At 67.8% G+C, this 17,915-nt stretch carries 21 protein-coding genes; 8 read left to right on the top strand and 13 right to left on the bottom strand.

Annotation, left to right across the window (positions count from 1 at the left end; all coding sequences use genetic code 11):
* Positions 1 to 13: 13 nt before the first annotated feature.
* Entirely contained in the window at positions 14 to 1,123 is a 1,110-nt protein-coding gene (locus EGD98_RS11320) for a hypothetical protein (RefSeq protein ID WP_220588480.1), read from the bottom strand.
* A gap of 259 nt (positions 1,124 to 1,382) precedes the next feature.
* On the opposite strand from EGD98_RS11320, the gene EGD98_RS11315 reads away from it, so the two are divergent.
* The 3 genes from EGD98_RS11315 to EGD98_RS11305 all read left to right on the top strand — a co-directional run bounded on the left by EGD98_RS11315 (position 1,383) and on the right by EGD98_RS11305 (position 4,673).
* Positions 1,383 to 2,519, top strand: coding sequence for an MFS transporter (locus EGD98_RS11315; protein WP_220589405.1), 1,137 nt, complete (start codon positions 1,383 to 1,385; stop codon positions 2,517 to 2,519).
* Positions 2,520 to 2,575: 56 nt separating this feature from the next.
* The gene (gene hisG / locus EGD98_RS11310) at positions 2,576 to 3,424 is read left to right on the top strand and encodes an ATP phosphoribosyltransferase (RefSeq protein ID WP_220588479.1); all 849 of its coding nucleotides are present in this window, start codon (positions 2,576 to 2,578) and stop codon (positions 3,422 to 3,424) included.
* Positions 3,425 to 3,683: 259 nt separating this feature from the next.
* Positions 3,684 to 4,673, top strand: a complete 990-nt coding sequence (locus EGD98_RS11305; RefSeq protein WP_220588478.1) for an NAD-dependent epimerase/dehydratase family protein — start codon at positions 3,684 to 3,686, stop codon at positions 4,671 to 4,673.
* An 11-nt stretch (positions 4,674 to 4,684) separates the two neighbouring features.
* Here the strand turns inward: EGD98_RS11305 and EGD98_RS11300 are convergent, their stop codons facing one another.
* The 3 genes from EGD98_RS11300 to EGD98_RS11290 all read right to left on the bottom strand — a co-directional run bounded on the left by EGD98_RS11300 (position 4,685) and on the right by EGD98_RS11290 (position 7,051).
* On the bottom strand, positions 4,685 to 6,007 hold the full coding sequence (locus EGD98_RS11300) for an MFS transporter (protein ID WP_220588477.1): 1,323 nt from the start codon (positions 6,005 to 6,007) through the stop codon (positions 4,685 to 4,687).
* Positions 6,008 to 6,397, bottom strand: a complete 390-nt coding sequence (locus tag EGD98_RS11295; RefSeq protein ID WP_220588476.1) for a DUF7473 family protein — start codon at positions 6,395 to 6,397, stop codon at positions 6,008 to 6,010.
* A 93-nt stretch (positions 6,398 to 6,490) separates the two neighbouring features.
* Entirely contained in the window at positions 6,491 to 7,051 is a 561-nt protein-coding gene (locus EGD98_RS11290; RefSeq protein ID WP_220588475.1) for a TATA-box-binding protein, read from the bottom strand.
* Between the two features lie 248 nt (positions 7,052 to 7,299).
* On the opposite strand from EGD98_RS11290, the gene EGD98_RS11285 reads away from it, so the two are divergent.
* Positions 7,300 to 8,337, top strand: coding sequence for a TIGR01177 family methyltransferase (locus tag EGD98_RS11285; protein WP_220588474.1), 1,038 nt, complete (start codon positions 7,300 to 7,302; stop codon positions 8,335 to 8,337).
* A gap of 162 nt (positions 8,338 to 8,499) precedes the next feature.
* Entirely contained in the window at positions 8,500 to 8,655 is a 156-nt protein-coding gene (locus EGD98_RS11280; protein WP_220588473.1) for a rubrerythrin-like domain-containing protein, read from the top strand.
* Between the two features lie 62 nt (positions 8,656 to 8,717).
* Here the strand turns inward: EGD98_RS11280 and EGD98_RS11275 are convergent, their stop codons facing one another.
* Genes EGD98_RS11275 through EGD98_RS11255 form a run of 5 tightly spaced genes read right to left on the bottom strand, consistent with a single transcriptional unit; the run spans position 8,718 to position 11,687 of the window.
* Entirely contained in the window at positions 8,718 to 9,263 is a 546-nt protein-coding gene (locus EGD98_RS11275) for a GTP-dependent dephospho-CoA kinase family protein (protein WP_220588472.1), read from the bottom strand.
* Position 9,264: 1 nt separating this feature from the next.
* Positions 9,265 to 9,462, bottom strand: coding sequence for a transcription elongation factor subunit Spt4 (gene spt4, locus EGD98_RS11270; protein ID WP_220588471.1), 198 nt, complete (start codon positions 9,460 to 9,462; stop codon positions 9,265 to 9,267).
* Positions 9,462 to 10,040, bottom strand: a complete 579-nt coding sequence (locus EGD98_RS11265; protein ID WP_220588470.1) for a DNA-directed RNA polymerase — start codon at positions 10,038 to 10,040, stop codon at positions 9,462 to 9,464. The genes spt4 and EGD98_RS11265 overlap by 1 nt, the downstream gene beginning before the upstream one ends.
* 1 nt (position 10,041) lies before the next feature.
* Positions 10,042 to 10,458, bottom strand: coding sequence for a PIN domain-containing protein (locus tag EGD98_RS11260; RefSeq protein WP_220588469.1), 417 nt, complete (start codon positions 10,456 to 10,458; stop codon positions 10,042 to 10,044).
* Positions 10,455 to 11,687 carry a translation initiation factor IF-2 subunit gamma gene (locus EGD98_RS11255; RefSeq protein WP_220588468.1) on the bottom strand — a complete coding sequence of 411 codons (1,233 nt, stop codon included), beginning with the start codon at positions 11,685 to 11,687 and terminating at the stop codon, positions 10,455 to 10,457. The genes EGD98_RS11260 and EGD98_RS11255 overlap by 4 nt, the downstream gene beginning before the upstream one ends.
* 154 nt (positions 11,688 to 11,841) lie before the next feature.
* Between EGD98_RS11255 and EGD98_RS11250 the strand changes: the two genes are divergently transcribed.
* Positions 11,842 to 12,786 carry a DUF5787 family protein gene (locus tag EGD98_RS11250; protein WP_220588467.1) on the top strand — a complete coding sequence of 315 codons (945 nt, stop codon included), beginning with the start codon at positions 11,842 to 11,844 and terminating at the stop codon, positions 12,784 to 12,786.
* On the opposite strand, the gene EGD98_RS11245 is transcribed toward EGD98_RS11250, so the two are convergent.
* From EGD98_RS11245 to EGD98_RS11235, 3 genes are all read right to left on the bottom strand, one after another.
* Complete coding sequence (locus tag EGD98_RS11245; protein ID WP_220588466.1) at positions 12,787 to 13,092, bottom strand: hypothetical protein; 306 nt, start codon at positions 13,090 to 13,092, stop codon at positions 12,787 to 12,789.
* A gap of 76 nt (positions 13,093 to 13,168) precedes the next feature.
* Positions 13,169 to 14,044, bottom strand: coding sequence for an MBL fold metallo-hydrolase (locus tag EGD98_RS11240; RefSeq protein WP_220588465.1), 876 nt, complete (start codon positions 14,042 to 14,044; stop codon positions 13,169 to 13,171).
* Between the two features lie 145 nt (positions 14,045 to 14,189).
* Complete coding sequence (locus tag EGD98_RS11235; RefSeq protein WP_220588464.1) at positions 14,190 to 14,483, bottom strand: hypothetical protein; 294 nt, start codon at positions 14,481 to 14,483, stop codon at positions 14,190 to 14,192.
* A gap of 111 nt (positions 14,484 to 14,594) precedes the next feature.
* Here EGD98_RS11235 and EGD98_RS11230 point away from each other — a divergent pair, with 111 nt between their 5' ends.
* Together EGD98_RS11230 and EGD98_RS11225 are read left to right on the top strand one after the other, a co-directional pair.
* Positions 14,595 to 15,029 (top strand): universal stress protein, encoded by a 435-nt coding sequence (locus tag EGD98_RS11230; protein WP_220588463.1) that lies wholly within the window; start codon positions 14,595 to 14,597, stop codon positions 15,027 to 15,029.
* A 182-nt stretch (positions 15,030 to 15,211) separates the two neighbouring features.
* Entirely contained in the window at positions 15,212 to 16,396 is a 1,185-nt protein-coding gene (locus EGD98_RS11225) for an outer membrane protein assembly factor BamB family protein (RefSeq protein WP_220588462.1), read from the top strand.
* 79 nt (positions 16,397 to 16,475) lie between these two features.
* On the opposite strand, the gene EGD98_RS11220 is transcribed toward EGD98_RS11225, so the two are convergent.
* The gene (locus tag EGD98_RS11220; RefSeq protein WP_220588461.1) at positions 16,476 to 17,834 is read right to left on the bottom strand and encodes an ATP-binding protein; all 1,359 of its coding nucleotides are present in this window, start codon (positions 17,832 to 17,834) and stop codon (positions 16,476 to 16,478) included.
* Positions 17,835 to 17,915 lie beyond the last annotated feature (81 nt).

The raw sequence follows: 17,915 nt of genomic DNA, 5'->3' as shown, positions 1-17,915 counted from the left end.
GCCTCCCGGGGCCTCAATCTGCCGGGTTCTGTCCGTCGGGCTCCGCCGGGTCGTCGGCTCGCTCACGGAGCCGGTCGAGTCGCCGGTCCTGCGGTGGCTGGGAGGTCAGGACTGTGGCGAGTCGCCCGTGCGTGGACTCCGGCTGGCCACACTCGTCGAGCCACCACTCGAACAGCGCGAGCAGCTCCCGCGCGCCGACCCGGTCCGCTGTAACGCGATCGGCGCGATAGAGTTTCGCGCTGAGTCGCCAGAGCCCGGCGACGACACCCGCGGCCAGGGCCGCCAGAGCGAGGAGCGTCCCGAAAGCGGAGAGCGGCGACAGCGGCGAGAGCAAGAACGCACAACCAAGCAGACCGCCGGAGAGAATCGCGGTCCGGCGCTCGGTAACCCTCGTCCGACAGATGGCGTCGAGATGGGAGAGCGCGACGCGAAGCTGTGACTCGTCCGCGTTCGAGAGGAACTGCTCGGCGACGAGCACCGTGCGACGGCCCGGGATTCCGAAGTAACTCATCCCGAGCTTGGGGGACCGCTCACTGTCCAGAACTGAGACCGCGTGGGGCTCGAACTCGACGGCAGCGGACGCCGCTTCGAGGCGCTCGCGCTCTTCTTCCCGCAGTGGTCGCGTCCGGTGGGTAAACCGGACGAGCTGTGGGGAAAGCAGGTGCCACAGTGCCCGCAGCGCCGCCAGTGTCGCGAGAAGCGCGGCGAGTCCGAACTGCGGCCACCAGCGGACGGTCAGCAGCGGCGTCAACACGAGGGCGTAGACGAGGAGCGGGCGAGCCAGCCTGCCGAGCAGTTCGGGTGCGGTGCGGTCCGTCTCGGTGGCGGTGACGAGGGCGAACGCGAGCGGTACGTAACAGACGAGTATCCCCCCAGCGAGCAGCCCGGCGAAAAGGGCGGCGACGCTGACGGTCCCGACAAACCGCCAGCCGCCGGCCGGAAACGCGACTGCGAGCCCGTCGTTGAGGGGGGCGGCGTTGCTGCCGACGAGGGCGAGGACGGCGACCGTGGCAAAGGCCCCCAACACCGTTCCACCAGCACTGTCCAGCATCGCCGCTGCACGCTCGCTGTCGTAGCGCCGAACTCGCCGCGCGTAGAGCGTCGAAGCGACTACCAGACTCAACAGAACGAGAGTCGCTAGTGTGAGAGAGATCGTACTCACCAACAGCTTCAGCTATTGTGTCGTGAAACAAAGGCTTGTGCTTCCGGGCCGGTCGGCGGTGTGTCGTCGAATTACCCAGTGCACGGACAGGTGTCGCGCACCGCCGGAACCGCTTCCGTCAGCGTCTTTCCGGTCGAACGCCTTCGTCCGGTATCTGATGGGTGTCACCGACCGGGTCCGCGGGGCCGTCAGCGACTCGCGGGCTGGCAACCCCTATCGCCTGCTGGCGGCCGTCGCGGCGGGCTGGTTCCTCGTGCTGGGGATGCGTTTTGTCGTCCCCGCCGTCCTCCCGACCATCCGCGCGGAGTTCGCGGTGTCGAACACCAGCGCGGGCGCGGCGGTCACCGTCCTCTGGCTCACCTACGCGGCCATGCAGTTCCCCACGGGGGTGTACATCGACCGCGTCGGCGAGCGGGTGTTGCTGGTCGGCTCGGCGCTGCTGTCCGGTGTCGGGCTGCTCGCCTACCTCGTCGCGCCGACCTACGCGCTGTTCGTGCTGGCGACGGCCGGGTTCGGGCTGGGGACCGGACTCTACGGCCCGCCCCGTGGTACCCTGCTCTCCCGGACCTTCGACGCCAACGAAGGGGTCGCCTTCGGGACGGTGATGGCCGCCGGCTCCGTCGGCTCGGCCGCCCTCCCGCTCGTCGCCGTCGCCGTCACCGCCCGCTACGGCTGGCGGGTCGGGCTGGCCGCCGTCGCGCCCCTGTTCTTGCTCGTCGCCGTCGCGCTCTGGCTCAGCATCTCCGACCGGGAGACGGCCACCGACGACCGGTCGTTGCGGGCCGACCTCCGGGCGGTCCTGGCCGGACTGGGCGACCGCCGGCTGGCACTCGCAGTACTGGGCGCGATGGTCATGCTGCTGGTCTTCCAGGCCGTGACGGCGTTCCTGACGACGTATCTCGTCACGACGCGCGGTATCAGTCAGGGGACCGCCGGGGGCATCCTCTCCGGGCTGTTCGTCGGCGGCGCCGTCTCCCAGGCGCTGACCGGGCGGCTGGCCGACACGTACGGCACTCCGAAGGTGCTCGTCGGGGTCGCAGTGGGCAGCGCCGTCCCGCTCGCACTGCTCCCGGTACTTTCGGGACAGCTCCCCCTGGGACTGGCCGCGGCCGCCATCGGCGTCCGGATGAGTTCGGGGCCGCTGACGAACGCCTACATCGTCGACGTGCTCCCCGACGCCGTCGAGGGCACCGGGTGGGGGCTGTTGCGGAGCGGCTTCTTCGCCGTCGGCTCGCTCGGCTCGGTGTTCGTCGGTGCCCTGGCCGACCGCGGCCTCTTCGACCTCTCGTTTTACCTGATGGCCGGGCTGACGCTGGTGGCTGGTGGACTGTTCCTGGTGTTGCCGCGGCGGGACTAGTCCGCCCACCCCTGCTAGAGGGAAAGACAGTAGGCCCGCGGCCGCGACCACCCAGTATGCGAATCGCCGTCCCCAACAAGGGTCGCTTGCACGAGCCGGCCGAGGACTTGCTCGAACGGGCCGGCCTCCACATCGTCGACGGAGCCGACCGCCAACTGTACGCCGACACCGTCGACCCCGAGGTGACGGTGCTGTACGCCCGCGCCGCCGACATCCCGGAGTACGTCTCCGACGGTGCGGCCGACATCGGCATCACCGGGCTGGACCAGGTCAAAGAGTCCGAGGTCAGTAATCTCGAGGAGCTGCTGGACCTGGACTTTGGCAGCTGCCGGCTGGTACTGGCCGCGCCGGAGGAAGGCGACATCGAGACCGTCTACGACCTGGACGGCGGCACCGTCGCCACCGAGTTCCCCAATATCGCCCGGAGCTACTTCACTGACCTCGACGTGGACGTCGACATCGCGGAGGTCTCCGGCGCGACCGAACTCACCCCCCACGTCGACATCGCCGACGGCATCATCGACATCACCTCGACCGGGACGACACTGCGGATGAACCGGCTGGGGATTATCGACGAAGTGCTCTCCTCCTCGGTGCGGTTGTTTGCTCGCGAGGACGTGGCCGACGACGAGAAGGTCAAGCAGGTGCAGATGGCACTGCACTCGGTGCTGTCGGCCGAGGGGAAACGCTACCTCATGATGAACGTCCCCGAGAGCGCGCTTTCCGAGGTGAAAGACGTGCTGCCGGGGATGGGCGGGCCGACGGTGATGGACATCGCCGGCAGCGACGACGTGGCCGTCCACGCCGTCGTCGACGACAGCCACGTCTTCGAGACTATCAACGACCTCAAAGACGTGGGCGCCAGCGACGTACTGGTGACGGAAATCGAGCGGCTAGTCGAATAGTACCTTTTTACTTCGACCCCTCTCCTCGCGCGGCCACCGGCCGCGCTGTGGGGAGGGGTCTCGCAAAAATCTACGCTAAAAACTGCCGAACTCGCGGCAGAGCCGCGAGTTCGGGGAAACCGCTCGCCGTCGGCGAGCGGTATGCTCCATCTGACAGCCTGCCCTTCCCCGTCGGAGCCGCACGGAGGCGGCTCCCGGCCATCCGTACCGCCCGCACAGCCGCCCAGTCTTTTTGTCCTGATTGAGCAAGCCGTCGTGTATGGAGTATCTCGTCACCGGGGCGACGGGACTGGTCGGCTCGCACGTCGTCGACCAGCTCGTCGAGGACGACCACGACGTGGTGGCGGTGACGCGCTCGGCATCGAACGCGGGCCACCTGCCCGACGAGATCACCGTCACCGAGGGCGATATCACCGAGAAGGCGAGTCTGCGCGAACCGATGGCCGGCGTCGACGGCGTCTTCCACATCGCAGGGTGGGCCTACGTCGGCCCTGGACCCGAAAACGAGCGGAAAGCCGAGCGCATCAACGTCGAGGGTACGCGGAACGTCCTGGAGCTGATAGACGAGCTCGACGTGCCCAAGGGTGTCTACACCAGCACGACAGGCCTCTACGACGACACGGACGAGCCGGTCGACGAGTCCGACGACCCCGAGCGACCCTCCTCGCCCGTCTACACCCGGACGAAGTGGGACGCCCACTACGAGGTCGCGCGGCCGATGATGGACGATGGACTGCCCCTCGTCGTCGTCCTGCCGGGCAACGCCTTCGGTCGGTGGGACAAGCCCTACGGGACGAACCGCGGCGTCCTGCGGGACTACCTGCAGGAGGAGCTCCCGATGATTCCCCGGGACTGGGCGTTCCCGTTCGAACACGCCGCCGACACCGCGCGGTCACACATTCTGGCGATGGAGCGGGGCGAGCCGGGCGAGGAGTACATCGTCGCGGGCGAGACACACACGATGGAAGCCCTGTTCGACGTGGCCGAGGCCATCACCGGCGTCCCGGCCCCGCGGACGGTCCCGCCGTCGCTGTTCGGTCTCCTGGCCAGCGCGATGGGGGTCGTCGAGCGCGTGACGACACCCCCCGAGGGGCTCCGCGCGGAGACGCTCGACTTTCTGAGCGGGAAGCACGTCGCGGTGGATAACACGAAGGCCAGGCGCGAGCTCGGTATCGACCATCGGCCGGTCGAGGACGGCCTGCGCGAGTACTTCGCGTGGGAGCGCGAGCAGCTGGCGGCCGAGTCGTAGCCACCGGGCACTCAGTGACCCCCGTCCAGCCGCCACAGCGCCAGCGCGACGCCGAGACCGAAGACGGGGAACAGTGCAAGCCCGAGGAAGGTCCCGTCGACGCCGACCGTCGACAGGAGATACCCCGAAATAGCCGCGCCGGCGGCACCGATACCGAACGAACAGAGGTAGGTGTAGCCATAGGAGAGTCCGCGGTCACCGGGCGGACTGTACTCGGCGATAGTGGCCTGGTAGAGCGGCTGGAGCGCAAAGAGGAGGAAGCCGAGCCCGGCGCTGACCGCCAGCAGTGGCGCGATACCGGCCCCCGCGGCGGGGACGAAGAGAACGGCGACAACGGCGAGCGCCGCGAAGACGGCCACCATGCCGATGGGTGTGGGGATGCGGTCGGTGAGCTTTCCGCCCGCGTACTGGCCGCCGATACCGACAGTCAACAGCCCCACGTACAGGTACGAGGCCAGGTCGAACTCCGCGGCGAGCGGGCTGTCGGCAAACAGGCCGAGCACGTCGCCCACGGGCGGGAGAAAGCCCCCGAGCACGTCCGGGAGGAAGGTGAGCACCCCGCGATAGAACAGCCCGTTGGCCATCACCACGAGCATCGCGAGGGTGAAGCCGACGGTGAAGAGCGCGCGGCTATCGGCGAGAAAGTCGCGGAGGGAGTTCGGTGGGCCGTCTGCTGCAGCGTTCGACTCGCCGCCGTCGGAACGCTGGTCCGACGAGGGGCGGCTCTCGTCGCTCGCCTCCCCGCCGTCGGGGCTTGCCTCACCCGCCGTGTCGACGGCGGCCATCTCGTCGAACTCCGCAGTCCGTGCGTAGGCGACGGCACCAACCGCGGGCAGGACTAGCAGGGCGGCCACGAGACGCCAGTCGGCAACGAGCAAGAGGAGGGCAGTAACGAGCGGCCCCAGCGCGATACCGGCGTTGCCGGCCATCCCGTGGTACGCGAAGCCGGTGCCCCGTTCCTCGACGCCTTTCGAGATGAGTGCCAGCCCGGCGGGGTGGTAGACGCTGGCCGAGAGACCCCACAGCCCGAGCGCGACGGCGATAACTGGAACGGTGGGCGCGACCGAGAGCAGCAGGAAGGAGGCACCCATCCCGACGAGACAGAGCGTAACGAGCGTGTTCGAGCCGTAGCGGTCGGTGAGCACGCCGCCGGGCAGCGCGCCCGCGCCGAAGAGGGCGTAGCCGACGGCGACGACGGTGCCGAGCGTCGCGGTCGTCACGGGGAACTCGGTGAGCCAGACGACGACGAAGATGGGGATAGAGAGCTCGTAGGTGTGGACCAGCGCGTGGGCCAGCCCGGTAAAGGAGACGATAGCGCGGTCGTTGTCGTCCATCTACACGAGACTGAAGATGTTGTTCAGCGCGAAGCCAAGCACCGCGGCGAAGGCCAGGTGGAGCGCCACGAGCGGCGCCGTCGAACTCGTCGAGAGCCGGTAGGAGAGGCTGATAGCGATGCCGTCTGCGACGAGCGTGGCGACGACGACGACGAGCACGCCGAGGCTAGGCGAGACCAGCCCCGAAGAGACCCCCCACTGCTGGAGCAACATCGAGACGATGGCGGGGACGATGGCGGCCTTTGCCGCCAGCTGTGTCGGCGTCTCACCGATAAAGAAGGTCGCCGCCAGATGGAGGGTAACGGCGTAGAACAGCCACGTCAACAGCAGCGTGACGATGACTGCGAGGACGCCGCCGCCCGTCAGACTCGGCGTGCCGGCCTGGAGCATACCCGACAGTTGGGCGTGCCAGCGTTTGTGCGTTGTGCTACGCGGTGGGGTCTCCCCCACTTCGGAGGGCGGACGGAACCGCGTAGTGCGGTCTCAGTCCAGCAGCCCGAGCTCTTCGAGCCGGGAGACGATCTTGTCGACGGCCTCCTTGGCGTCGTCGGGCTTTTTGCCGCCGGTGATGACCAGCTTCCCGGAACCGAACAGGAGCGCCACCACGTCGGGCTCGTCGAGCCGGTAGACGAGGCCGGGGAACTGCTCGGGCTCGTACTCGATGTTCTCGAGTCCCAGCCCGATGGCGATGGCGTTGAGGTTCAGATTGCGTCCGAGGTCCGCCGATGTGACGATGTTCTGGACGACGATCTCCGGGTCGTCGTCCACCTGGATGTTCAGCTCCCGCAGCTTGTCGAAGACGATGCGCAGGCTCTGGTGGACGTCGTCTGTCGACTTCGCGCCGGTACAGACGATCTTGCCCGAACGGAAGATTAGCGCCGCGGACTTGGGGTCCTGCGTGCGGTAGACGAGTCCGGGGAACTGCTCAGGGTCGTAGTCGGCACCCTCGAGGTCCATCGCCACGCTCTGAAGGTCGAGCTCCTGGCCGATACCGGTCGAGGCGACGACGTTTTCGATGTTGATGGTTTCCTTGGGGTCAACCATATCTCGACTTAAAACACGTATTTAATCTTTATAAAGGTTCATGGCATGGACTGACAGTCAACGGCCGGAAACTACCACATTCTCGACTATAAATCGTTTTAAATACGGTGGGTCGGTCGCGACGATGGGCGGGGTCACCGGCCCGCGTCGCCGTCGTCCAGCCGGGACCGTGCGGCCGCCGTCTCCGGGTTTCCGGCCAGGGAGGGCGGACCGGCACGCTGATACCGCCGTGGGAACAGTGCTCGGGTGTGTACGTCCTCGAACTCGGCGGACAGGACGACCCCTTCGCGCGCCGCGAGGCCGCGAGCGCGGCCAGCGACGTGACCCCACTGGCGCCCGGGCTCGCCACCGCCCGCGGCGTCACCGATCGCGTGGGCCACCTCGCCTACACGCACCGGGCCTGCGAGCTCGTCGGCACCGCCGCCCCCGACGTCGAGAGCGCGAGGGCTGTCCTCGACGCGGCCACCGTCGACCGCGAGGGGACCGTCGCGGTCCGGGCCGTCGACGTGCGTGCCAGCACGGGCATCGACACCCAGCGGGCCGAGCGCGCGCTGGGTGGCGTACTGACCGACCGGGGCTTCGCCGTCGACCTGGAGGCGCCCGACCACACGCTCTACGCGTACTTCGCCGACCCCGCGGGCGACGAGGAGACCGACGAACCGGCCGGGGACGCCTGCTGTGCGCTGGGCTGGCAGGTGGTCGACTCCCTGCGCGATTTCGGCGGCCGCCAGCCCACCGACCGGCCGTTCTTCCAGCCCGGCAGCATGGCCCCGCTGGAGGCCCGCGCGCTGGTAAACATCGCCGGCGCCCGCCCCGATACCACCGTCGTCGACCCGATGTGTGGCACCGGCGGCCTCCTGCTGGAGGCCGGTCTCGTCGGGGCCGACGTGGTAGGCGGCGACGCACAGGAAAAGATGGTCCGGGGCACCCGGCGGAACCTCCGACACGTCCTCGACGGCGACGGACATCCGGCGCCCGACCGGTATCCTGCTGCGGGCGAGTGGGGGCTGTTCCGCGCAGACGCCGCGCGCCTGCCACTCGCCGACGACGCCGCCGACGCCGTGGTCTTCGACGCGCCCTACGGCCGCCAGTCCCGCATCGAGGGCGAGCTCGCCCCCCTCGTTTCCGGTGCGCTCGAAGCCGCCCACCGAATCGCCCCTCGCTGTGTGCTGGTCGCCGACCGGGACTGGAGCCACCTCGCCCGCGAGGCCGGCTGGACCGTCACCGACCGGTTCGAGCGCCGCGTCCATCGGTCGTTAGTCAGGCACGTTCACGTGCTGGCGTGACTGGACGCTGGTCAGGCACGTGCACGTGCTGGTGTAACCGGTCGCTAGTCAGACAGTTTGCGGTGCCTGAGTGACCGTTCGTCCAGTTTTTCTGGACGAACGTCCACCGTTGCGGAATGGTAACAATGTTTAAGCTCCCGGGATGGGCATCTATGCATAACTATGCCACGGTGGTCAGACCCCGCCCCCTGCGACGACGACGAACGGCTCTTCGAGTGCCCGGACTGCGGTAAGCGGCTCTGTACCGACCTCTCGACGGTGAGCTGTGACCGGTGCGGCGTCGAGATGCAGAACCTGAGCGTCCCCCGACCGCAGTAGCTCGCCCCGAATCGGGTTCGGAGTATCCGATAGCTGCCGCTGTCTGTGGCTCCGTCGAACCGCTATTCTCGGGACGAAATCGCGTCGAAAACCGCCTGGGAGTCCCCGTCCATCCGAGACAGAATCGAGCGCACACGGTCCCGAACGGCCCCATCGGGCGTCACGAGCACCATCCCCTCGTCGGGCTGGCCGTAGACGACGCTGGCCGTCTCCGAGACCATGAGCACGGCCGGCAGCGCGGCCAGGTCCTCCTCGCCGTCGACGTCGACGAGCGTCGTCGCGTCGCTGTCCAGTCCCGCACGCATCGCCTCGAGCAGTTCGCTGGTGAGCGTTCCGGCCGGATTGGCGACCGCGACAGTCCGGTCGAAGCCGGTGATAGCTGCGGTCACGTCGCTGTCGACGGCCGACCGCTTGGTCTGCTCGTCGACCAGCGCGAGGTCGGGCACCCGGCCCGCTTCGAGCAGGTGGTAGGTGACCATATCCCCCACGGCGACGAGCGGCTCGCCGGCGTCGGCAAGCAGCGCCGCTGTGTCGGTATAAATAGCGCCCATCGGCTCCTTGAGTTCGCTGCGGAGCGTCTCGGGAAGGTCCAGCAAAACGTCGGCCACGTTAGCGGACTTTCAGCGCGTACTGGCCCGGTTTCGTCACTTCCATCTCGGCGGCGATGTCCGATTCCTCGGGGTGGGCGATGACGACGTAGCCCGCCCAGTCCTCCGTCAGGGAGGTGCCGCCACAGGCCTCACACTGGCTCTCGATTTCGGCGCCCTGGACGCGGTGACAGTCACGACAGACGAGTCGGTCCGCCATCAGCTATCACCGGCTTCCGCTGGGCCCTCGCGTTTCTTGCGCTCCTCCTTGAGCCAGCCGTGTTTGCCCAGGCCGACCTGCTTTGCGGTGAGGCCGATCTTGGAGTCGCGGGGGTTGCGCTCGTCGATGCTCTTGGTGACGATGCGGGCCCTGACCGGGTCACCGACACCGAGGGTGCGGTTCGACTCGCGGGAGGCAAGCTGCTGGTTCTCCTCGTCGTAGGCCAGATACTCGTCGGAGATCTGGGAGACGTGGAGCAGCCCGTCGACCGGGCCGATGCCGATGAAGGCCCCGAAGTTGACGACCTCGACGACCTCCCCGTCGACGACTTCCTGCATCTGGGGGTCGAAGGTCAAGGCGTCGAACTCGGCCTCGTAGTAGACACCGGGCTTGTTCGGGAGGACGGCCCCGTCACCGATGTCGTGGACCTCGATGACGGAGACGACGCTGCCGACGTCCTCGTCCATCCGGCCCTCCAGTTTGTCCTGCAGGAGCTTCTTGACCATCCCCGGACTGACGTCCGCGAGGTGGCGCGGCGGCACTTCGACTGTATCGCGTAGGCGTACCCGTTTGTACATGTTATGGTTGAGTGATACCCAGTTTGTTCCGGCCCCTTAAACTAATTACTGGAATCCCCGCGTCGAGCAGGCGGTGTTTGAGGGGTTTATCGTTCGTTACGGCGTGTGTCACGTCGTCGCGCTGTGCGAGTTCGAGCACGGCGTCGTCGGCGTAGTCGGCCTCGGTCGCGGCGAGCGTACACCGCTCCAATAGGTCGCGACCGACGGCGGCCGCGGTGGCCTCGTTGCCGGCGCCGTCGGCCAGTTTGTCGAGTTCCTCGCGGACCGCGTCCGGCGCGAGGTAGTCCCCGGCGTCGTCTCGCGGCTGATCGCCGCTCGACGTTTCGGTCGCGCGTGGCGCGACCCTATCGAGCTCCTCGAAGAGGCGAACCTCGCATTCGACCGGCATCATGAGTGCGTTCGTGTCAAGCACTATCATTCACGCAGTGTGCCGACGCCGATGAGTCGCCATCGAGTGCCGACACGGCGGTTGATAGCGATCTTCGCGCCGGCCTCGGCACACACCGGCCGTTTGAGCGCGACCTCGCACTCGCCCCCGCGGGCGCTGGTGACCGAGCCCACGGTGGTGGCGGTGCCGATGGTGAGCATCAGCGGCTCGCCGGTCGAAATCTCCTCGACCTCGCCGCCGTCGTCGCCGACGATGCGTTCGAGCAGGTCGACGTCCATGACGAACTGCTCGTGGGTCGGCGGGAGGCTGCCGGGCGGGCCGGCGACCTGGCCGGCCAGGGCGTCACCCTTCGTAATCGATGGGTCCAGGCCGGTCCCGACACCGAGCAGGCCACCGGGCGTGACCTGGTCGACGAAGTCGCCGCCGGACTGCAGCGAGCGGACGTCCGTCTCGACCGGGCGCCACTCGGTCTTGCCGCCCTCTTCGACCTCGCGGCCGGGACGGAGTTCGAGTTCGTCGTCGACTTCGAGCTCGCCCGCGACGAGCGAGCCACCGAGGACACCGCCCAGCAGGTCCTCGTAGGTGGTGCCGGGCCGGTTGATGTCGAACGAGCGCGCGACCATCATGCGGGCGTCCGCGTCGGGGTCGCGCTCGGGGGTGGGAATCTCCCGCTCGATGGCGTCGATGAGCAGGTCGATGTTGGCCTCCTGGCCCGCGCTGATGGGCACGACGGGCGCGCCCTCGGCGACGGTCCCCTCGACGAACTCCTCGATCTGCTCGTAGTTCTGCATCGCCCGCTCCTCGTCGACGAGGTCGACCTTGTTCTGGGCGATGACGATGTTGTCGATGCCGATGATGTCCAGCGCGGAGAGGTGCTCCTCCGTCTGGGCCTGTGGGACGGGTTCGGTCGCCGACACCACGAGGACGGCCCCGTCCATGATGGCCGCGCCCGACAGCATCGTCGCCATCAGCGTCTCGTGACCGGGGGCGTCGACGAACGACACCGTCCGAAGGTGGTCGGTGTCGACGTCGTGGTCCTCACAGCGTTCGGAAACGGTGAACGCCTCGGGCTCCTCGCCCTCGGGACAGCGACGGAAGGTGGCGTCGGCGTAGCCGAGCCGAATAGAGATTCCGCGCTTCATCTCCTCGGAGTGCTGGTCGGTCCATTCGCCGGACAGCGCCTGTACCAGGGTGGTCTTCCCGTGGTCGACGTGGCCGACGAGTCCGATGTTCACCTCCGGTTGGTTGTTTGATGTCATCTCGGGAGTAATCTTGGTGGAGATTCGCCACGTGCGACTGATAAACCTACTGTTTCGACCCGCAGTCCGACGGTCGAACCAGTAAAAGGCGGCGTCGCCTGTCTGGGATGCAGCGAGCAGACAGTTTTTGTTCGTTCCGCCCGTCTCAGTGCCCGTGCGTGAGTTCGGCTTCGAGCTGGCGTTGTGTGGGGCCCTCGAGGGCGACGAGCGGCTGGTGAGCCGGCAACTGGGCGGCCACGTCCACGGGCGGCGCATCCTCGACACCGTCGTCGTCGCGGGCGATATCCCGGCGCGGGCCGCCATCACCAGCGAGCGCATCCCGACGGCGGCCATCGAGTCCGACGTGGGGACGGGCCGGGCCCGCTACTGGAAGGACGCCTTCGACTGCCACCCCGACCGGGCCGAGCGGGCCGTCGAACTCGCCGTCGAGCGGGGCTTTTTCGAGCGTGAACGCCGCGGTGGTCGGACGTACGTCCGCCAGACCGCCCGCTATCCGGACTGGGTCGACCGTGTCACGGCCATCGAGAACAAGCCCGACCTCGACCGACCGGGTGAGCTTGAGGCCCAGCTCCGGACCGACGTGTCGCTGGCGCTTGCCGACGAGGTGGTGCTGGCGACGGCCGACTACGTCACCCGCGCCCACCTCAACCGCATCCCCGACGCGGTCGGCGTCTGGCGGTTCGACCCCGACAGCGGCGAGCGCGAGGTGGTCCGGGAGCCGGAACCGCTCCCGACCGACGGGCCGGGCATCGAACGCATCGAGGGCCACCCCGGCCGGACCGACGTGCGGCCGGTGACGGCCCCAGAGATTGCGAGCGCCCGGACCCGGCTGGCCGAGCGGGCCTACGCGAAGGGGTGGCGCACGTTCGACTACCCAGCGTGTGCGCAGTGTTCGCCCGACGACGACGGCCTCCCGTACTGTGCGTGGAAGGGCCGCCCCGTCAGAGCGAGCGAGGAGTGTGGCGCGGCGTGTGGTGGGTACGAGGCGAGTGACCCGCCGCCGGTCGACACCGACACGCTGCGGGCGAGCCGCTCGCCGTGGGAGCCCGAGCCAGACGGCTATCGCCGCCGGCAGTCTGGACTGGACCGCTTCCGGTGACTACTCCGACTCGCGGTCGGACGCTTCGCGTTCCTCGTCTAGCCCCTCTGTGCCGCCGTCACCGGCTTTCACCGGCGTGTAGTTCTCGAAGTTGTCGGCGGTCACCTCGGGTGCCTCCGTTTTGACCGTGTCGGCGTGACCGGTCCGGGCCCGGTAGTTGGCCGCGGCGGCGATGGCGGCACCGAGGGCGAGCCCGACGACGAGGACCCAGTCGATGTAGCCGACGGCCAGCCACAGCGCGCCGATGGCGAGGACGCCACTTACGAGCGCCGCACCGCCTGCCTCCGCGATTCCGCGCCGTTCCATGTGAACCGCATTCACAGCCATCGTACAAAGGTGTCAGGACCGTCTCACTGGCTGATACGACAGCCCGTCTGATACGTCACAGCGAGAAGCGCTCGCCGTCGACGGCGATATCGTCGGCGAAGGCCCGCTCGGCCGGGACGTAGTGGGCCGTGTGGACGATCCGGTAGTCGTCGGGGTCGATGTCGGCGGCAAAGTCACGGGCGCCGGAGAGAGTCATATGTTTCGTCCCGAAGGTCCGCGGGACGCCGTCGGCGTCGTGGTGGGCGCCGCCCTTCGGGTGGAACTCACAGGCCTCGGCGTGGACCAGCCCCTCGACCAGCGCCAGGTCGGCGCCCGACAGCAGGTCCCGGGAGCGGTCGGGCACCTCGTAGCAGGTGTCCCCCGTTATCGCGAGCACGGCGCCGGTCTCGGGCTCCTCGATGCGCAGCCCGTAACACAGCATCGGCGGGTGTTCCACGGGGACGAGCCGAACCTCGAAGCCGGCCACCTCGAAGGGCTCGTACGGCGTCCGCGGGTGGACGGAGACAGTGTCGAGATAGTCGTAGCGGCTTCTGATACCCTCGGCGACACTCTCGCCGGTGACGGGGTCGGTCTCGTCGGCCGCGTACACCGGCAGGTCGTCGAACAGCCGGTAAGCGTTGCCCAGCCCGTCGAGGTGGTCGAAGTGGACGTGGGTGACGATGGCGGCGTCGGGCAACGGGACCCCGTCTCGCAGAAACTGGTGGCGGAAGTCGGGACTGACGTCGACCAGCAGCGTTTCGCCCGTCGCGTCGTTCTCCAGGTACACCGAAAAGCGCGACCGCTCGACGCCGCCCTGGGCGTCGACGCCCCGCTCGGCCATGCGCTCGCGCAGTGGGTCGTCCGGGTCGCGAGCCCGCTCACAGGTGTCACAGTCACAGCCGATGGTCGGTGTGCCCGTCGTGTCGCCGGTGCCCAGCAGCGTGACCTCCATCGCCGGACACTCTCGCGGCGAGGGTCCTAAGTCCCGCGTTTTCGCGGCGTTACTCCATGCCTCGCTTCGGGCTCGCGGTTGCACCGCTCGCTTTCGAGGCGATTCGCTACGCTCACCGCCTCGCTCTCCCCGTTCCGTCGAGGGTTCAGGCCTCGCTGTCCTCGGCGAGGTCTAGCCCCTGCCTGCGGGCGACGGCGGCGAGAATTTCGCGGGCGCGTGTCTCGCCCAGGTCGTCGACGAGACAGTCGATAAAGCCCGAAAGCAGCGCCGGCTCGATACGGAGGTCGACGAACTCTACCTGCCCCTCGGCGACGACCACGTCGATGTCCCACTCGCCGGCGTCGGGGTCGGTCATCCGTACGTCCACCCACTCGTCGGTGGTGTCGTCGGGCTCCGTGAACACGTCGTCCTCTGTTTCGGTAGTTACGTCGTCTGTCATACACGGCTACCACGCTCGCTCACGATATAGCTCCCCACTGTCAACTGCCAGCGTACCGACTGGCGTGTGCGAACTGCCCATATAAATACGAGGCGCCACCACCCAACGGGCATGACGTTCGTCGTTCCCTTCGACGGCGCACAACGCACCGTCACAGCCCTGAACCGCGCCCGCGAGTTCGCCGACGCGCTCGGCGAAGACATCATCGTCGTCAGCGTCATCCCGCAGCACAACGCCGCCTACGCCCGGGAACGGGGCTGGCTCCCGGCCGGCGAGCCGTTCGACATGAAGACTATCGTCACGACGCTGCGCGACCAGGTCACCGATATCGCGCCCGATGCGACCTTCGAGTACGAGCGGTGTAGCCGGAGCGTCACCGGCAACCGCATCGCCAAGCCCGTCCGGAAGGTCGCCAAGCGCAACGACGCCGACATGGTCTTTGTCGGCTCGGACGACGCCGGCCGTCTCACGACGACGGCGTCCAGTGTCGGCAACCGCATCGCCACCGACGGCTCCTACGACGTGGTGCTGGTCCGGAGCGACTGAGCCGTGAACAGCCCGTAACCGTCTCGGCCGTATCGAGAACCGTGCCGACCACGGGCCGAGGGCAGAGTTTATTTTTTAGCAGCCTGAGCAGAAAGCAAGATGATTGCGACCGGAACAGGTAGGGCCCGCTGGTGTCGCTGTCGACGCAGCCGCCAGCCCCGCAAGAACACGAGCACAGAGACATGACAAACGAGACGGGGAAGGAGGTGGCACAGCTCAAGCGGAGCCGACGGTTGGTCCTCCATACGTCGCTCACAGCATGTGCGAGCGCACTCGCTGGCTGTGGTACCTTCGACGGGACGACGTCGACCACCACGCGGAACCGGGACCCGGACGAATCGGCAGAGCCCGCCGAGACCGACGAACCCGATGGTCCGGTTGAGCCGCCGGAATCGTCCCGACGGCTGTGGGCCCAGTCTCTCGGTATCAGCACCGGGACACCCCCTGTCGTTGTCGACGGGACGGTCGTATACGGAACCGAGGCGGGGACGGTCTTCGGGTTCGACGCCGCCGAAGGGCAGCAGGTCTGGACCTACGAGAAGGGCAACAGAGGGGCGGTCACGGACATCGCGGTTGACGACTCGACCGTGTACCTCGGGCGGCGTAGCGGAAGCCTCGAAGCGTTCGCTCTCGACGACAGAGCACAACGCTGGCAGGATAGTCTCGGGTCTAACATCACCGGGCTGACATTCGATGACAGCACGCTGTACGCCGGGACGCTGGGCATCGTCGAGACCGACGGCGAGAGTTCGGTCAGCGGGCGCTGTCTGGCGTACGACACCGACGACGGGGACCAGCGGTGGGCGACCGACACCGCCGGCGCGGTGCTGTCCCAGCCGGTAGTCAGCGGTGACACGGTGTACATCGGCACCACTGAAATCGTCGCCCTGGAGACGGGGACTGGCGCGACGCGATGGACGGGTGGCCGGGGCAGTGTCGTCGAGGGGGTTGCGGTCGGCGAGCGGACACTGTACGCGACCGACAAAAACGGAATCTGGGCCCTCGAAAAGGCCGACGGATCGACGGTCTGGGAGGTCGAGCGGAGCGTGAACGCAGGGGGCAACCCCGCGCTGGCAGACGGCCAGCTGTACACGGCGACGGGGCAGTCAGAGATCGGCGCAGTGGACGCCGAGACGGGAGAGATAACCTGGGAGGGCGACATCGACGCCATCCCGTCGACCAAGGTGGTGCTGACCGACGAGACCGCATACGTGGGGAGCTTCGACGGCGTCGTGGCGCTCGACCGGACAGACGGCGCCATCGAGTGGCGCCACACCGTGCCCGGACGGATAAACACGCTCGGAGTCGACGGCGGTATCGTCTACGTGGGCGACTCCGACGGGACGGCAGTCGCAATTGAGAGCTGAACTGGGACAAGCAGCGACGTCACAGGAGTATCGGCGGCTTGTGGCGACCCCGAGTCGGTGTATACCACAACGGTCCGTATCAGTCGTCGTGGTCGTGGTCGTGCCCGCCGTCGGAGGCCGCATCGGCGCCGTCGTCGGTGAAGTCCCCGCCGGCGACCAGGGCGTCGTGGTCGCCGTCTATCATGTCCATGTTCTTGAGGTTGTCACGCTCCTCGAAGTCCTTGATGGCGTCCTCGAGGTCCTCCTGGGTGAGCGTGGTCCGCTCCTCGGTCAGGGCCTCCAGGACTGCCTCTCGCAGCACCATCCGGAGGTCGCTGCCGGTCAGGCCCTCCGTGAGGTCGGCCAGCGTGTCCGGGTCGAAGTCGGTAATCTCCATCTGTCGTGTGACGATGCGGAGGATGTCCGAACGCATCCCCCGGTCGGGCTTGGGGAAATTGACGATCTCGTCGAAGCGGCGCCACGCCGCGGCGTCGAGCTGGTCGGGGTGGTTCGTCGCGCCGATGAGCAGGACCTCGTCTTGAATCAGGGATATCTCGTCGATGCTCTTCAGCAGGGTGTTGACGGCGCGTTTGATAGCGGCGTGCTCGTCCGACGAGCGGGTCTTCGCGACGAAGTCGAACTCGTCCATGAAGAGGATACAGGGCGAGAGCCGTTTGGCCACCTCGAAGACCTTCTCGACGTTCTTGGCCGTCTCGCCGAGATACTGGCTCGTAATCATCGACAGTTTCACCTCGACGAAGGGGAGGTCGAGGTCGTGGGCCAGCGCGCGGGCGACGCTCGTCTTTCCGGTGCCCGGCGGGCCGACGAACAGCAGCTTCCCGATCTCGCGCAGGCCGATGCGGGCGAGGTAGTCGCGGTGCTCGATGGCCTTCACTATCTTCTGAATTTCGCCTTCCTGGTCGGGGGTGAGAACGAGGTCGTTGAGCGTCGTCTCGACCTCCGCGGGGGCGCGGACGTCGACGAGGTCGAGCATCTCCTCGTCGTCCTCGTCCTCGCTGTCGAAGGCCTCTTCAAGCATCGCGTCGATGAAGGCGCGGTCGGCCCGCGCCGGTCGATTGCCCTCGCGGGCGGCGTCGTAGTCCACGTCGTACTCGTCGCCGTACTCGGCCGCGAGTACCGGGTTCGACTCGATGGTGCTGGCGTCGGCCCGTTCTAAGAACCACTCCTCGGCGAGGTCCCGGTCGGTAAAGGAGATACTGCCCGAGAAGTCGTCGCGGTCGGTGAACATCAGCCCGGAGACGGCCTTCCACGGGCGCTCGACCCCGGTGGCCTCCCGCGCCGTCGAGGTCGTCGCCGACAGCGGGCGTTCGATGTCCCCGTCGGTCCAGAACACCGTCCGGTAGGCCGGCGGCAGGTCGTCGGGGTCGAGGTCGCGCCGCTCGCTGTAGATAGTCGTCGTCAGCAAGAACTCCACGACGTCCAGTTCCGGATTGCTCATTCCCACGCAGGTTACCTCGGGACGGGCATAAGTGACTCGAAGCTGTCCGAACTGGAAATCGGCCGGCGACCGCTGCCGTCG

This window comes from Haloarcula salinisoli, assembly GCF_019599405.1.
GTDB lineage: Archaea > Halobacteriota > Halobacteria > Halobacteriales > Haloarculaceae > Haloarcula > Haloarcula salinisoli.
Note: the sequence above shows the minus strand (reverse complement) of the source record. Positions and strands in the feature narration are given on the sequence as shown.

Excerpts from the sequence above, each read along its gene's own strand:
- EGD98_RS11235 (WP_220588464.1), bottom strand. The coding sequence starts at position 14,483 with ATGACAGACGACGTAACTACCGAAACAGAGGACGACGTGTTCACGGAG.
- hisG (WP_220588479.1), top strand. The coding sequence starts at position 2,576 with ATGCGAATCGCCGTCCCCAACAAGGGTCGCTTGCACGAGCCGGCCGAG.
- EGD98_RS11255 (WP_220588468.1), bottom strand. The coding sequence starts at position 11,687 with ATGACATCAAACAACCAACCGGAGGTGAACATCGGACTCGTCGGCCAC.
- EGD98_RS11295 (WP_220588476.1), bottom strand. The coding sequence starts at position 6,397 with ATGCTCCAGGCCGGCACGCCGAGTCTGACGGGCGGCGGCGTCCTCGCA.
- EGD98_RS11300 (WP_220588477.1), bottom strand. The coding sequence starts at position 6,007 with ATGGACGACAACGACCGCGCTATCGTCTCCTTTACCGGGCTGGCCCAC.
- EGD98_RS11230 (WP_220588463.1), top strand. The coding sequence starts at position 14,595 with ATGACGTTCGTCGTTCCCTTCGACGGCGCACAACGCACCGTCACAGCC.
- EGD98_RS11305 (WP_220588478.1), top strand. The coding sequence starts at position 3,684 with ATGGAGTATCTCGTCACCGGGGCGACGGGACTGGTCGGCTCGCACGTC.
- EGD98_RS11265 (WP_220588470.1), bottom strand. The coding sequence starts at position 10,040 with ATGTACAAACGGGTACGCCTACGCGATACAGTCGAAGTGCCGCCGCGC.
- EGD98_RS11245 (WP_220588466.1), bottom strand. The coding sequence starts at position 13,092 with ATGGAACGGCGCGGAATCGCGGAGGCAGGCGGTGCGGCGCTCGTAAGT.
- EGD98_RS11225 (WP_220588462.1), top strand. The coding sequence starts at position 15,212 with ATGACAAACGAGACGGGGAAGGAGGTGGCACAGCTCAAGCGGAGCCGA.
- EGD98_RS11280 (WP_220588473.1), top strand. The coding sequence starts at position 8,500 with ATGCCACGGTGGTCAGACCCCGCCCCCTGCGACGACGACGAACGGCTC.
- EGD98_RS11260 (WP_220588469.1), bottom strand. The coding sequence starts at position 10,458 with ATGATAGTGCTTGACACGAACGCACTCATGATGCCGGTCGAATGCGAG.
- EGD98_RS11220 (WP_220588461.1), bottom strand. The coding sequence starts at position 17,834 with ATGAGCAATCCGGAACTGGACGTCGTGGAGTTCTTGCTGACGACGACT.
- spt4 (WP_220588471.1), bottom strand. The coding sequence starts at position 9,462 with ATGGCGGACCGACTCGTCTGTCGTGACTGTCACCGCGTCCAGGGCGCC.
- EGD98_RS11240 (WP_220588465.1), bottom strand. The coding sequence starts at position 14,044 with ATGGAGGTCACGCTGCTGGGCACCGGCGACACGACGGGCACACCGACC.
- EGD98_RS11290 (WP_220588475.1), bottom strand. The coding sequence starts at position 7,051 with ATGGTTGACCCCAAGGAAACCATCAACATCGAAAACGTCGTCGCCTCG.